The 13,842-nt window shown below is 55.9% G+C and carries 8 protein-coding genes and 4 pseudogenes; 5 read left to right on the top strand and 7 right to left on the bottom strand.

Features of this window, described 5'->3' with window-relative positions; all coding sequences use genetic code 11:
* Positions 1 to 74: 74 nt before the first annotated feature.
* Positions 75 to 206 (bottom strand): annotated as a pseudogene (locus ACWNCF_RS01900) (hypothetical protein); the annotation flags it as partial.
* Positions 207 to 638: 432 nt separating this feature from the next.
* On the opposite strand from ACWNCF_RS01900, the pseudogene ACWNCF_RS01895 reads away from it, so the two are divergent.
* Together ACWNCF_RS01895 and ACWNCF_RS01890 are read left to right on the top strand one after the other, a co-directional pair.
* Positions 639 to 1,617: pseudogene (locus ACWNCF_RS01895) on the top strand (IS481 family transposase).
* 139 nt (positions 1,618 to 1,756) lie between these two features.
* Positions 1,757 to 2,662 carry an SGNH/GDSL hydrolase family protein gene (locus ACWNCF_RS01890; RefSeq protein ID WP_449405818.1) on the top strand — a complete coding sequence of 302 codons (906 nt, stop codon included), beginning with the start codon at positions 1,757 to 1,759 and terminating at the stop codon, positions 2,660 to 2,662.
* Positions 2,663 to 2,972: 310 nt separating this feature from the next.
* On the opposite strand, the gene ACWNCF_RS01885 is transcribed toward ACWNCF_RS01890, so the two are convergent.
* The 3 genes and pseudogenes from ACWNCF_RS01885 to gtfA form a co-directional block, all read right to left on the bottom strand.
* A complete protein-coding gene (locus ACWNCF_RS01885; RefSeq protein ID WP_449405817.1) occupies positions 2,973 to 4,934 on the bottom strand; it encodes a TonB-dependent receptor in 1,962 nt (653 codons plus the stop codon).
* 505 nt (positions 4,935 to 5,439) lie between these two features.
* Positions 5,440 to 6,417, bottom strand: a pseudogene (locus ACWNCF_RS01880) (carbohydrate kinase family protein).
* On the bottom strand, positions 6,393 to 7,928 hold the full coding sequence (gene gtfA, locus ACWNCF_RS01875) for a sucrose phosphorylase (protein ID WP_449405816.1): 1,536 nt from the start codon (positions 7,926 to 7,928) through the stop codon (positions 6,393 to 6,395). Before gtfA ends, ACWNCF_RS01880 begins: the two are co-directional and overlap by 25 nt.
* Positions 7,929 to 8,083: 155 nt before the next feature.
* Here gtfA and ACWNCF_RS01870 point away from each other — a divergent pair, with 155 nt between their 5' ends.
* Positions 8,084 to 9,142 (top strand): LacI family DNA-binding transcriptional regulator, encoded by a 1,059-nt coding sequence (locus ACWNCF_RS01870; protein WP_449405815.1) that lies wholly within the window; start codon positions 8,084 to 8,086, stop codon positions 9,140 to 9,142.
* On the opposite strand, the gene ACWNCF_RS01865 is transcribed toward ACWNCF_RS01870, so the two are convergent.
* A complete protein-coding gene (locus ACWNCF_RS01865) occupies positions 9,139 to 10,599 on the bottom strand; it encodes an MFS transporter (protein WP_449405814.1) in 1,461 nt (486 codons plus the stop codon). The two genes, ACWNCF_RS01870 and ACWNCF_RS01865, sit on opposite strands and share 4 nt — an antisense overlap.
* On the bottom strand, positions 10,599 to 11,237 hold the full coding sequence (locus ACWNCF_RS01860; protein ID WP_449405813.1) for an alpha/beta hydrolase fold domain-containing protein: 639 nt from the start codon (positions 11,235 to 11,237) through the stop codon (positions 10,599 to 10,601). Before ACWNCF_RS01860 ends, ACWNCF_RS01865 begins: the two co-directional genes overlap by 1 nt.
* 196 nt (positions 11,238 to 11,433) lie before the next feature.
* Here ACWNCF_RS01860 and ACWNCF_RS01855 point away from each other — a divergent pair, with 196 nt between their 5' ends.
* Positions 11,434 to 11,916 carry an MFS transporter gene (locus ACWNCF_RS01855; protein ID WP_449405812.1) on the top strand — a complete coding sequence of 161 codons (483 nt, stop codon included), beginning with the start codon at positions 11,434 to 11,436 and terminating at the stop codon, positions 11,914 to 11,916.
* Between the two features lie 196 nt (positions 11,917 to 12,112).
* Positions 12,113 to 12,505, top strand: a pseudogene (locus tag ACWNCF_RS01850) (MFS transporter); the annotation flags it as partial.
* A gap of 408 nt (positions 12,506 to 12,913) precedes the next feature.
* Here the strand turns inward: ACWNCF_RS01850 and ACWNCF_RS01845 are convergent.
* Positions 12,914 to 13,090 (bottom strand): substrate-binding domain-containing protein, encoded by a 177-nt coding sequence (locus tag ACWNCF_RS01845; RefSeq protein ID WP_449405811.1) that lies wholly within the window; start codon positions 13,088 to 13,090, stop codon positions 12,914 to 12,916.
* Between the last annotated feature and the right edge of the window lie 752 nt (positions 13,091 to 13,842).

Genomic DNA, 13,842 nt, shown 5'->3' with positions numbered 1-13,842 from the left:
TGTCGTTCTACTCGTTCAGTTACGTATTGCTAAGGTTAAAACGGAGGAGTTAGTTGGATGATCCAGCACCTCGTAGATGGCAAGTTTCCGTGTAGGTGGGCCATGTACAGGGCAGGCAAAAGCTTGCGCATGGCCAAGTCCCCCATGCCGCCGAAGATAATTATGTCCAGGACAGAGCCCTGGTCTTGCGCTATCGAAGAAGTCATTGAGTTGCTTCGGTAAAGGTTTGAGAGCGCCTGGCGGCCGCCCAACGTGAGGAATAGATGCCTGTCTGACTCGTTGATTGTTACCGGCATTAGAAGTCCGTGCCCTACTGGACACCGACATCTCCTCCTCTTCCCTGCTCCGCGACGTCCAATACCAAGACGAGACGCCCGCCTGACGCCGCAGAACGTTATCAAATCCGACGATTTATGCAATCGTTTGCAATATAGCGCCCAATGATAGCAGCGCGATGGGCTCCTCACAATCCTCTTGAGCGACAAATGTGGGGAGAGTGCTGAAGTTAGCTGTTTAGTTTCGTGCGATCATCTTCCTCGTCGTAGCTGGCCTTTGTTTCGTGCAAGGGCTATGCTGGGTGACTTGATTGCTGGGTTCAGCAGTCCCGGCATTCAACCGCAACAGGAGCAGTCCGCAGCATGAGTTCACGCATCCATCCGCAAGCGCGCACCACCCCGAAAGTCCGGCAGGAGATCAAGGATTCAGGTCTGTCCGATCGTCAGGCGGCAAAGGTCTTCGGCATTACGCGGTCGACGGCCGCGAAGTGGCTCAAGCGTGACGATGTACAGGACCGTTCCCATCGCGCGCACACGCTGCATACAACGCTGAGCACAGCCCAGGAAGCCATCGTCCTGGCGCTGCGCCAGTCGCTCTACCTGCCGCTCGATGATCTGCTTTTCATCACGCGGCAGTACATCAATCCCGAGGTGTCGCGCTCAGGCATCGCGCGCCTGCTCAAGCGCGAAGGCATGTCGCGCCTGGAAGACGTGATCCCGACGGCCGAGGGCGAAACCATCGCACCGAAGAAGACCTTCAAGGACTACGAGACCCGGCTTCATCCACATCGACATCAAGTACCTGCCGCAGATGCCGGATGAGACCTCGCGCCGCTACCTGTTCGTCGCCATCGACCGCGCCACGCGCTGGGTTTTCATGCACATCTACGGCGACATGACGGAGAAAAGCAGCGTCGATTTCCTGCGTCGGCTCAAACAGGCTTCGCCCATCAGAATCAGCAAGATCCTGACCGACAACGGCTCACAATTTACCGACCGTTTCACAACCAAGGACAAGAAGCCCAGCGGCAAGCACGCCTTCGATGAGGCCTGCGCCGCTATCGCCGCCGAGCATCGCCTGGCGCCACCGCGCCATCCGCAAACGAACGGCATGGTCGAGCGTTTTAACGGCCGCATCAATGAACTGCTGCAGCAAACCCGTTTCGACAGCAAGGCGGACCTGGAGACGACCTTGCTGAACTATTTGAAGCTGTACAACCACCACATTCCGCAGCGCGCACTTGACGCCAAAACGCCCATCCTGGCACTCAAGGAATGGCAGAAGAAGCGGCCGGAACTATTCATCAAACGCGTCTACGATCAAACGGGACTCGACAGTTAGCAGCACAATGCGCGTGCAGGACGCACGTATAGTGCTAGAATTTACTACTTTTGCAATCGTTTGTTTATGCGATTTACCGAGAGTGCGGGACGAGAGTCAATGCCCGTGACCTATAGTTAACCCAGCCCAAGTAGAGACTATGAATACCAACGATAAAACTACTAGTAGTCGCAAATCGAATGGCAGGCGCGCAGCAAAATGGATAGTAGTTGGTCTTGCCAGCGCAGTCGCCGTCGGCAGCGCCATTGTTGTCTACCAAAATCGCCGCCCCCCGGTCGCAAATACCTATTACGTGGCGCTTGGCAGTTCGTTTGCTTCCGGCCTAGGGCTCGGTGTGCGAGCACCAGGCAGTCCACTCGTTTCCGGGCGGACCATCAATGGTTACCCTCAGCAACTAGCCCGTTTACTTAAGGTACCAACGTTCACCGACATGTCATCTGCCGGCTCGACAATTTCGCACGTGCTGCATGGTGGCCAGCTAGGCATGGGGCCACAAATCGATGCGCTAGGCCCGGATACACGCTTGGTGACCCTGACTTCGGGAGGCAACGACGTCAACTATATCGGCGATCTTGACGCCATGGCTCGAACCAACCGAGGTGGCGTGACAGGATCGATTGTCAGTCTGTTTTGGAAAGGCGCTAAGCCCGTGAGCGATCGAAACTTCGCTTTCTTGCGCACCAACATGGAGTTGACGATTCGCGAAATACGGAGGCGGTCCCCTCGTGCCAAGGTGGTCGTCGTCACTTATCCAGAAATCGTTCCAGGTGAAAGTAAATGCGAAGCGCTCGGCATTACGACCGAACAGGCTAACCTGATGGGAGCAGTCGGCCGTAAGCTGGCCGATGTCACACGTGCCGCCGTCGAGAGCGCAGGCGGGATCCTAGTCGATGTTGCGTCTCTTTCGATCGGCCATGACGCATGCAGTGCGGCCCCATGGGTGAACGGAACCCGGCCATTGCAAGGCGCCGCATTCCATCCCACGTTCGCCGGCGCCCACGCTACCGCAGCCGCGATCGCAGATGTCTTGACCAAGACACCTTAGTCAATTAGGCAACCGTAGCACTTTCTGGATGTGGTCGACTAATCGGTTGGCCACGCCATCCGCCCATCCCATCGAACGCGGTGCGGCTCGAACGAATCCGACGGCTTGATGCCGGCCTTACTCATTCGACCGACTTCGTTTGCCTCACTCTTCTTCAGACCCGTCAACTGACTTGACCGAATAGCGAAAAGATGGCCACACTTTTTGCGGTACGAGCATTGCTTTTCGAGAGTGACAAATGCTGAGGAGCGCGGCGTACCGCGCTCCTCCGTTGAAGTCACGAATGACTTCGTCAAATCGCTAATTGAGCTTAGAAATGGTAGCGCCCGCGGATACCGATCGTGCGTGGAACAGGTCCGCCAATAATGCCAGGCTGACGAATGAACCACGGACCTCGTGCATCACTCAGGTTTTGACCGTAGAGCTCGATCTCATACGTTTTGCTGCGCAACCCAATGTTGGCATCGACGAGATTGAAAATTTCGGTTTCGTTGCCGAACTGGTTGATGCGCGAGCCGCTGCGTGCAATCGACCCGTTGACGTACGCCGTCCAAACGTCATTTACAGGACGCGAATAATTAGCGTCAAGTCGGGCGGTAAATCGCGGGGTATTCAGCAGCCGCGCGCCTGAATAAACAACGGTTCCAATGCCGCGCGCAACCAGAGGATTAACGTCGTTATACTCGGCTCTATTAATATCGCCAGAAAGGCCGAGATTCAGTCCTCGCAACGGCGCCCACTGTACGGCCACATCGATGCCTTTCACGGTTGCGTTGCCCAGAGACGCGAAAGCGGCAATACCAGTCGACGTAGTAAGTCCAGTTTGCAGCCCGTTGTACTGGAGCTTATACAGATTGGTCTCATATGTGACTCGTGCGGCGCGCAAATTACCTTTAACACCAATCTCTAGGTTCCGCACGCGATCAGGAGACAGTGCGGTGCTTTCGATAATGTTGTCGGCCCCAAGCGCGCTAACCTGCAACTGCGATTGCGTGATACCGCTTCGGAATCCCGTACCGGCATTCAGATAAACGGTGGTTTGAGTATCGGGGTGATAGGCTACATTTGCTCGCCAAGTGGTCACGCTCGGCGACGCGTTGCCCGATGTGGTGGGTGCTTTCGGAGTGGACTGTTCACTCGTGAAGCTGCGGTTATCCTTGTATTGGCGCAAACCAATCAAAGGCACGAGCTTTCCGTCGAACAGGTCATAACTAATCTCACCAAACACTGACTTGTTACGGGTTTTAGTAGTGTTTGCACCAATAACGTGAAGGATCGGAAGATTAACGTCGTAACCAAAGCGATTTTTGGCGTTGTTATAGTAGAAGCCAGTGACCCAGTGCAATGGTCCGGAAGAATTAGATGCCAACCGCACTTCCTGCGTGAAACTGTTGCCGTTATAGCTATTGAAAAGTGGTCCCGGATTTAGGCCAGGAATCGACAATGCCGAAAGATACGAGGTATCGAACTCCATCACGCCGGTCGCGCTCGTAACCGTAGCGAAACCCAGGTTATACTCAACGGTCAAGCTGTAGAGGTCATTTTTAGTTTTTTCATTCCCTTGAACATTGCCCCAGTTGGAAAAGTAGGAAGGGTTGACGGAACTCATCTGCTGGCTGTAGTCCTGGTTGCCGCCAAAATGCATATACTGGAGGCGCGCTTTAAAATCCTCATTGGGCACCCAATACAGAACAATACGTGCATCGCTCTTGTGCATCTTGTTGGCATCTGTAGCTCGCGGAGTACCCGTCGCGGCACCACTATAGACATCGGCGTAGCCGGCACGCGAGTCACCTCCACCGCTGATTCGCAAACCGAGTTTGTCTTCGATCAGTGGAATCGACACTGCAGCAGCGGCGCCATAACTTAGCTTGCTCGAGCCATCCACGTTAGCAATATATGTCTCTACATCGCCAGTAATCTTGTTCAGGCTCGGATTTTTCGTTTTGAAAATCATTGTCCCGCCCATGGCTCCCTGTCCGTACAAGGTGCCGTATGGCCCGCGGAGTACTTCGACCTGAGCGATATCCAGGAGACGAATTGGTGGCGCCATCTGGAAGTTCGGAATCACATATGGCGTCTCGTCGATGTAGTAACCAACCAATGCATCGCCAACGCCGCCACCAGCACCCGAACCCCGAATTGAATAAGTACGGATGAATTCACCCAACTGTTCGCCCTGGGATGCGCCCGGGACGGCCGTGACAAGCGCATCAATATTGGTAATGTTTTTGCTAACAGACTCTTTCCCAGTGAATGCCTGGATCGACATAGGCGCCTCCACCAGGATCTGCGGACGGCTCTTACTGGCAGATACTACGACCTGTTGAGGCCCCGCATCGTCGGCCTTGGACGCCGGTTTTGCAGTCTCAGTTGCTGCCGGAGGTTGCAGGCGGAGTTGGGACGGCGTTGTCTTGTTGCGCGAACGCGGGCATACAGAACGAGATCGAGCCATGCACAACCCGTCACGATAGTTTTAGATGTCATAACCAGCAGTCTCCTTTTTTGCAAACGATTGTAATAGGTTCAGAGGAATAATAGCACCGAAGGTGCCCGAGGCAAGAGAAAATCGAAATACGTGTCAGGTTTTAAGGAAAATTCGTTGGAAATACGCAGTACAGAGCAATTTAGTAATATTTTTTCAACTGTATTGACTCGGCGATGCGTCTCGTTTGCAATCGTTTGCTATGACGACGAAAAGCCGAGGTCGTTGGGTAGCGTGAGGATGTGCGGCTCCCGCGTCTTCTTTGAGAGCTGACGCAAGTCTGCGGCCGCGGCTATGTTGTGATTCGAACGGTCTCTGCGTTATCGTCGATGCCCAACGGCAATTTTCGCATCAGCGCCTCGACCTCTTCGAGCGACGGGAGGTGTGGCACCACTCTTCGTGCATGCAACTGCTCCGGCAGCCACGGCAAACCGTAGGTGCTCTTCGCCATCGAAGGATGGGGTATTGGAGAGGCTATACAGCAATGCACCCATGCTTGCGTCTCCCGCGCCGACTGTGTCCATTACGACGACGCGCCCGGCGCTGGTGCGTGCCAAGCATCTGGTCCATGATGAAGCTGTGCGCCGTTCGCGCCTTGGGTGTACAGATAAATGGCGTTCGGGTTCATGCCGCGTAGGCGGCCAAACGCCTGTTCAGCATCATCGCAGCGAAATAATCCGCGTAAATCCTCATCCGACACTTTGATCACATCCGCAAGCGCTGCCATGCGCTGTAGGGTCGGGTCGTATCTTTCATCCATGAGAGAACGGAAATTGGGGTCATAACTGATCGCTACCCCCTCCCTTTTCAATAACGCTGCCATGTTGATTAGGTGCTCGGCCAGAGGTTGGCGTGCCAGGCTGATCCCGCCAAAATGCACCCACTTTGCACAGCGCTGCCAGCCTGCAGGAAGCAAATTGGCGTCGAAGTGAAGATCCGCGCTGTCGTCACCCACGAAGAAATATTCTGGCGGGTCGAGCTCATGAACAACGGCCAGCAGCGGCGAGCGCTCGATCTCTTGCAAAAAACGTAGGTCCAGTCCTGCTTGCGCGCTGGCAATTGCAAGGTCTTTGCCGAACACATCGCGGCTGACTGCGCCGGCAAACGCGCTTGCCATACCTAGCCGAGATACAACGCGAGCGACGTTCCAGGTGGAACCGCCTACTCGGCTCGCCCATGTATCGGGTCCAGTTTTTAGGAGATCTGTGAGAGCTTCGCCCGCGGCGACGAACTGAGGCAATGAAGTCACAGCGTCTCCGAACTTGCGCATTGCAGGTGATCCGACTGTTGTGGCAGCGCGGCCCGTTTTAGCATGCCGTCGGTCTGATATGAAATCGACTTGCCCTCTGATGTGGTAATCGTAGCTGCACAGCGGCCCAGATCGACGCTCAGCTGAATCCAGTCGCTTCCCTTGGTCCAAGAGAGCATCAAGACACTCTCGTCCAGCCGGGACGCCGCGAACTCGCCGCAAAATGCTGGGTGCGAATTTCGCAGCTTGATTAGTTGGATGAGTTCAGATACAACCGGCTGCGCAAGGGCGTCCTGAACTTCCTTTCGGTCGTAGTAACGCCTATTGATATCCCTGCCCACTCCAGTTTTGGCGAGTAGCGCCTGGTCGTTAACGCCAGCAAGGGCGCCAACGTAATACACCTGAGGGACACCGGGCAGGAAGAACTGGATTGCGCGCGCGATCAAGTAGGCACCGCAGTCTAAGCCTAAGGCATCAAAGAAAGTACAGTTTACTTGGTAGAGATCAAGATTCGAAGCGGCCGCACCGGTCGCAGCCCTGCTTGCCCCTCCGCTGTTGCGATGGATTGTCTCGACCAGAAGATCAAGTTCGTCGGGCGGCACCAACCCCGGTGCATGTGCAGCCGATTTGTCGGCGCCAATGTCGATAATGCCGATACCATCGTGCGTATCGAGCACGGTGATCGCATTAGTTGGGCGCTCTTCGATCCAGCGACACAGCGGTGCGGCCGAACCAAAATACAGTGCATGCAACACTAAAGGCGGCAAGGCGAAGTCGTAGACCCAGTCTACGCGTCGGGCGATCTCTACTTGACGCTTGTAATAAGAATGCACTTCGACCAAGACTTCCAGGCCTAGTTTGCGGGCGCTCGCCGCGAACGCGTCGATGAAGGCAAAGGTTTCAGGGAGCATAAAGCAGCTCGATCCCGCCTTCTTAATGGCATAGCCGACCGCGTCAAGACGCACCATCGTGACGCCGGCAGCCGCCAGCCGCTCTAGGATGCCCTGCAAATACGCTTCGCCTTGAGGGTGGCGTACATCGATATCGATCTGCTTCGGCGTAAATGTTGTCCAGAGTAGCCGTGACTCCCCATGCTTAAGAGTGACCATCGTGAACGGAAGACCTGGGCGAGGACGGTAAACCGTCAGCAGATCTTGTTCGGTGGCGCCAAGCGGGAATACCGTGTCCATAGCGAGGAACAGCCCGTTATATTCCGATTCGGAACCGTTCTCCGAATAATCCTGGAACTGCGGGGAATCGGACGACATGTGGTTCACGATGACGTCAGCCATCAAAGGCACTTTGGCGCTAAGCGAGCGAATACTGTCCCAGTCACCCAGCCGAGGGTCTACCACGGTGTGATCGATAGGGTCGAACCCGGCATCAGCGCCATCGATCTTTTCGAAAAACGGCAACAGGTGGACGCCACCGAAAACACCTGCGAGTGGACCGTCGAGCAGCGCCTCCAGATCGGACAAGGTTTTGCCGCCGAAGCGATCGACGTAGGTGATCAATTGTACTTTGTTGCGCATGCGGAGTAGGCCTTATTTTGCAAACGATTGTGAGAGGCGATTTAGCTAGACTGCACGAGAAATTATAGACACGTCGCCGCTTTATTGCAATCGTTTGCAGATACCTCCGTGGCTTGATATATAATGACTTCTTTATCAACCGAACTTCCTGCCCCATGCCACGCCGCCCACGTACAGATATTCCTGCTCAAGGTCTTTCGCCAACGGTGGGGCGACCTCGGATGTCCGACATCGCTCGCATGGCGGGCGTGAACGTGTCGACAGTGTCTCGTGCGCTCAGCGGCAGCACGCTGACCAACGAGGAGACGCGTGCTCGCATCATCCAAATAGCAACGGCCTTGAACTACACCGTCAACGCAGCGGGCCAAAGCCTTCGCTCGGGGCAAACGCGCACGATCGGCGTAGTTATTCCCATCGATCCGGTCTCACAGGATCATGTTTCCGACCCGTTTTTTCTTTCGCTCCTCGGCGGTATCGCAGATGCCCTCACCGAACGGGGCTATGACATGCTGCTTTCGCGCATTGATGCTGAGCACCTCGACGCAACTAGTCAGCTCTTCGATACCGGCCGCACGGATGGGATTATCCTGATTGGGCAATGGCGCCATCATGGCCGGCTGAACCAAATCGCTGCTCGAGGCATTCCGCTGATCATCTGGGGAGCGCAACTACCGTACCAAAAGTATGCAACCGTCGGCACGGACAATGCCCTTGGTGGAGAACTGGCAACAGGACATCTGCTCGATCTCGGTGCGCGACGAATTGCTTTCCTAGGCGATACAGAACTTCCCGAATACCGGTTACGTTACGACGGCTACATGAATGCGCATGCAAAGCGCGGCTTGCTGGTCGACCCTGCGCTCACCCGCACTATTCCGTTTAGGCCTGGAACAATCCAGAAAGAGATTGAATCAATGCTCACTCGGAAGAATGGATTTGACGGCGTGTTTGCCGCTAGCGACGTTGCTGCAATGACAGCTATTTCAACCTTGCTTCGCGCTGGAGTACGCGTACCGGAAGACGTCCTCGTGGCCGGCTACGACGACATTGGCCCAGCCGCCTATACCCATCCTTCTCTTACGACCATTCGCCAGCCAATGCATGAAGCGGGACAAAGCCTGGTTGACGGACTGATGAAGCAATTGGAGGGGGAGGCAGCCCAATCTATCGTGCTGCCCACCGAGCTCGTCATTCGGGAATCGACGCGGCGTTAGTTGGATCGGGCGGCGTGGCGTGCCGAAAGTGCCGCAATGATCCTGTTGTGCTCCTTACGGTCAATGCGATAGCCCATCAGGAGTGGCACGACCACAAGGAACAGGACGGCATGACCCGGCCCCCACAGAAGTCCCAGCAGCTGACTACCTGCCTCGGACAACTGCGGCGCCTCTGCAGCTTTCTCAGCCCCTTTCAAGCCGACAAGGGAAAGCATCATGCCGGCCAACAACGACCCCATCCCAATCGCTGCCTTCGACGCAAACACGACCGAGCTGTAGTACAAACCTTCGCAGCGCGTGCCGAACTGGTATTCATGCTCGTCGATTGAATCGGCGAGCATGGACTGAATACCGATGAACAGCAATGCCGAGCTCAAACCAAATACGACTGACATGCCACAGATGATCGTTACCAACGGAATGCTGTCGAGCAGTCCCAACTTAATGAGTATCACGGGCAGCCCTTGGGCAACCCCGACCATGATCACGCCGATCAGCATGCCGGTACGTTTTTCGGCTTTATGATAGAGCAGCGCCGCGAAGGGAATGCCGATGAACATCCCGACTTGCATCGCAAGTACAGGTGCCTGGGTTTGATCCGTAGCGAGATGCCAGTAATATTTATATGCGTACAGGCTCAAGGCTTGCATGCTGCCGCTGACGACAAGAAACAATAGACAGGTCGCGAAGAGCAGGACAAACGAACGGTTCCTTAACAGATCACGCAAATCGTTGGCAACCGTAGTCTGATGGGATTCCGGCGACACGCCCTGCCCGACTCTCGGGGCCGCCATCTTCCAGATTCCAGCAATGCAAATAACCCCAGCGACAAGCACGACACCGGCCAGAAGCAGGCCCAGTTCCGAGTAAGCGGGTGCGCTTGACATCTTGCCCGCGCCCTTGAAGATCAGCTGGAAGGCCGGCAACACGCATGCAACGGCGCCAACAAAATTGAAGAACGCTCTGTATGCCGCAATACTCGACCGCTCGCTGTAATCACTTGTCAGCTCAGCGGTCAAAGATGAATACGGCAACGCGAAGCATGAAGTCCCCACGCGCAGAACGATATTTGCGCCGAGCGCGCATACCAGCGTGACCGTGCTGCCGTATCCGGTCGGAATAGCGAACAAGGCCCAGGCGGCAACGACCAGAATCGGCAGAGCGCCGATCATGAAAGGCAAGCGCCGCCCCCAGCGCGATTGAAGGCGATCGGACGCCGATCCGATCAAGGGGTCAGCAATCGCGTCGACGACTAGGGAGATAAACAGGACTGTACCGGCAATAGCCGGGTCAAGACCGCACACGTTTGTCAGGTAATACAGGAGAAATGTGGCAGCTACCAATGTAACTGCCGCCTCGACCGCTTGCCCGCTACCAAACATCAGCTTTTGCATAATGCTCAGACGGCGGACAGCTGGCACGGCGACCGGCAAAACCGTTTCCATTGGTTTGTTCATTACGCTTGCTCCCTGGCCGGTTTAGCTGATGCACTATCAGGTTCGTTCGGGTTGGCAGCTAGGGCAAAACTCCTGAACCGTGAGATTACTTCGTCGAACGCTGCCTGCGCAGCGGGGACGATTCCGCTCACATGCGCAAAACCATGGGTCAGGTGCGGATATGCGATCAGCTCAGTTCGAACGCCGGCGGCTTGCAGGCTCTTGGCGTAGTTAATGCCGGAATCGCGTAATGGATCGACGTCGAGCACAACGACGAGCGCCGGAGGAAGACTTCGGAGGTCAGCAGCTTGCGGTGATACCCGCCAGTCGTCCGCAGATTGACCTTGGAGATAGGCTGTCCGGCATTCTTCCATCATTGCCATTCGCAGCGTAGGGTCACGGTCGGCCAGGCACGACTCACTTGTCAGGGCAACGTCACGCAAATCGGTAGCGGGATAGAGCAGAAGCTGCGCTTTGATCTGATGTGGCCCCGGGCTCACCGAATCTGCACTTGCAGCCTCGTTACGAAGTCCGATCGTAACCGCGGCAGCCAAATTGCCACCGGCACTGTCGCCGGCAATCACCACGCACTCCGGATCTCCGCCGGCGTTCGAACTGAGCTGATCGCATATCCGCACCTGACCCATGGTTTTGCGCATGTGAGCGGAATCGTCCCCGCTGCGCAGGCGGCGTTTGACGAAGTGATCTCACGGTTCAGGAGTTTTGCCCTAGCTGCCAACCCGAACGAACCTGATAGTGCATGAGCTTAAACCGGCCAGGGAGCAAGCGTAATGAACGAACCGATGGAAACGGTTTTGCCGGTCGCCGTGCCAGCTGTTCCGCCGTCTGAGCATTATGCAAAAGCTGATGTTTGGTAGCGGGCAAGCGGTCGAGGCGGCAGTTACATTGGTAGCTGCCACATTTCTCCTGTATTACCTGACAAACGTGTGCGGTCTTGACCCGGCTATTGCCGGTACAGTCCTGTTTATCTCCCTAGTCGTCGACGCGATTGCTGACCCCTTGATCGGATCGGCGTCCGATCGCCTTCAATCGCGCTGGGGGCGGCGCTTGCCTTTCATGATCGGCGCTCTGCCGAACTATCTGGTCGTTGCCGCCTGGGCCTTGTTCGCTATTCCGACCGGATACGGCAGCACGGTGACGCTGGTATGCGCGCTCGGCGCGAATCTGGCTCCGCATCAGGACTTTACATTTCTCGCGTTGCCGTATTCATCTTTGACCGCTGAGCTGACAGTAAATTCAGCCGCACAGTCAGGGTGTTCCGTCTGCGGACGCTACTTCGATTTCGGCTCATTTGCGTGCGTGCCGGCCTTCAGCTGATCTTCAAGGGCGCGGGCAAGATGTCAAGCGCACCCGCTTACTCGGAACTGGGCCTGCTTCTGGCCGGTGTCGTGCTTGTCGCTGGGGTTATTTGCATTGCTGGAATCTGGAAGATGGCGGCCCGGAGTCGGGCAGGGCGTGTCGCCGGAATCCATCAGACTACGGTTCCAACAGTACGTGATCTGTAAGGAACCGTTCGTTTGTCCTGCTCTTCGCGACCTGTCTGTGCTTTGTCTGGTCAGGCGGCAGCATGCAAGCCTTGAGCCTGTACGCATATAAATATTACTGGCATCTCGCTACGGATCAAACCCAGGCACCTGTACTTGCGATGCAAGTCGGGATGTTCATCGGCATTCCCTTCGCGGCGCTGCTCTATCATAAAGCCGAAAAACGTACCGGCATGCTGATCGGCGTGATCATGGTCGGGGTTGCCCAAGGGCTGCCCGTGATACTCATTAAGTTGGGACTGCTCGACAGCATTCCGTTGGTAACGATCATCTGTGGCATGTCAGTCGTATCTGGTTTGAGCTCGGCATTGCCCGTTCATCGGTATTCAGTCCATGCTCGCCGATTCAATCGGCGAGCATGAATACCAGTTCGGCACGCGCTGCGAAGGTTTGTACTACAGCTCGGTCGTGTTTGCGTCGAAGGCAGCGATTGGGATGGGGTCGATTGCTGGCCGGCATGATGCTTTCCCTTGTCGGCTTGAAAGGGGCTGAGAAAGCTGCAGAGGCGCCGCAGTTGTCCGAGGCAGGTAGTCAGCTGCTGGGACTTCTGTGGGGGCCGGGTCATGCCGTCCTGTTCCTGTGGTGCCGTGCCACTCCCTGATGGGCTATCGCATTGACCGTAAGGAGCACAACGGGTCGTTCCGGCACTTTCGGCACGCCGCGCCGCCGTGGTGACTAACACCGCGTCGATTCCCAATGACGAAGCAGTTGGGCTGCCTCCCCTCCAATTGCTTTTTTGATCAGTCCGTCAACCAGCGCTTTGTCCCGCTTCATGGATTTGGCTGGCGAATGGTGGTAAGAGAAGGATGGGTATAGGCGGCTGGGCCAATGTCGTCGTAGCCGGCCACGAGGACGTGTTCCGGTACGCGTACTCCAGCGCGAAGCAAGGTTGAAAATAGGCTCATTGCGGCAACGTCCGCTAGCGGCAAACACGCCGTCAAATCCATACTTCAAGTGGCATTTAGTTCAATCTCTTCTGGATTGTTCAGGCCTAAACGGAATAGTGTCGGTGAGCTAAGTGCGCATTCATGTAGCCGTCGTAGCGTAACCCGTATTCGGAACCTATCGCTAGGAAAGCAATTCCATCACGCACCGAAATCGAGCAGTTGTTGCCAGTTCTCCAGCCAAGGCAGTGTCACGGTTGCATACTTTGATTGCTCGGTAGTTGCGCTCCCCAGGAATGATGAGCAGAATGCCTCGAGCAGCGATTTGGGTTCAGCCGGCCGTGATGGCGCATACCAATAGGATGATCCCATCCATCCGCAGGTATCGAAGAGCTGACAGTCGAGGTGCTGCAGGCGTCGATGCGCGAAAGCGGCGGTGTCCCCATTCGGTGAGGGCAGTCCGATGCGCCGAGCGGATGAGGAAACATGATCCTGAGACCGGATCGATGGGAATAGCTCGCCGATGGTGCGCATTTTGCCCCGAGCGAAGGCTTTGGCCGGCTGCGTTGACGGTGTAGTTCAAGGCCGTTGCTATTTCGATAATGCGGCACACATCTCCTCGTTGGTCAGCGTGCTGCCGCTAAGCACACGAGACACTGTCGACCACGTTCACGCCCGCCATGCGAGGTGGAGGATCGCCCCGCGCTTCACGAAGCATTGACGGGAGAAGGTCTGATCATCCAACTAACTCCTCGTTTTAACCTTAGGTGCTGGATCATCCAACTAACTCCTCGTTTTTAACCTTAGCGATATCA

The sequence above is a fragment of the Massilia phosphatilytica genome, from assembly GCF_977014125.1.
This window is presented reverse-complemented; position numbering and strand designations above follow the sequence as displayed.

Bases quoted from the DNA above. Each gene is read 5' to 3' on its own strand.
- ACWNCF_RS01885 (WP_449405817.1), bottom strand. From the start codon at position 4,934: ATGTCGATCCAGGCATTCACTGGGAAAGAGTCTGTTAGCAAAAACATT.
- ACWNCF_RS01890 (WP_449405818.1), top strand. From the start codon at position 1,757: ATGAATACCAACGATAAAACTACTAGTAGTCGCAAATCGAATGGCAGG.
- gtfA (WP_449405816.1), bottom strand. From the start codon at position 7,928: ATGCGCAACAAAGTACAATTGATCACCTACGTCGATCGCTTCGGCGGC.
- ACWNCF_RS01870 (WP_449405815.1), top strand. From the start codon at position 8,084: ATGCCACGCCGCCCACGTACAGATATTCCTGCTCAAGGTCTTTCGCCA.
- ACWNCF_RS01845 (WP_449405811.1), bottom strand. From the start codon at position 13,090: ATGGATTTGACGGCGTGTTTGCCGCTAGCGGACGTTGCCGCAATGAGC.
- ACWNCF_RS01860 (WP_449405813.1), bottom strand. From the start codon at position 11,237: ATGCGCAAAACCATGGGTCAGGTGCGGATATGCGATCAGCTCAGTTCG.
- ACWNCF_RS01865 (WP_449405814.1), bottom strand. From the start codon at position 10,599: ATGAACAAACCAATGGAAACGGTTTTGCCGGTCGCCGTGCCAGCTGTC.
- ACWNCF_RS01855 (WP_449405812.1), top strand. From the start codon at position 11,434: ATGCAAAAGCTGATGTTTGGTAGCGGGCAAGCGGTCGAGGCGGCAGTT.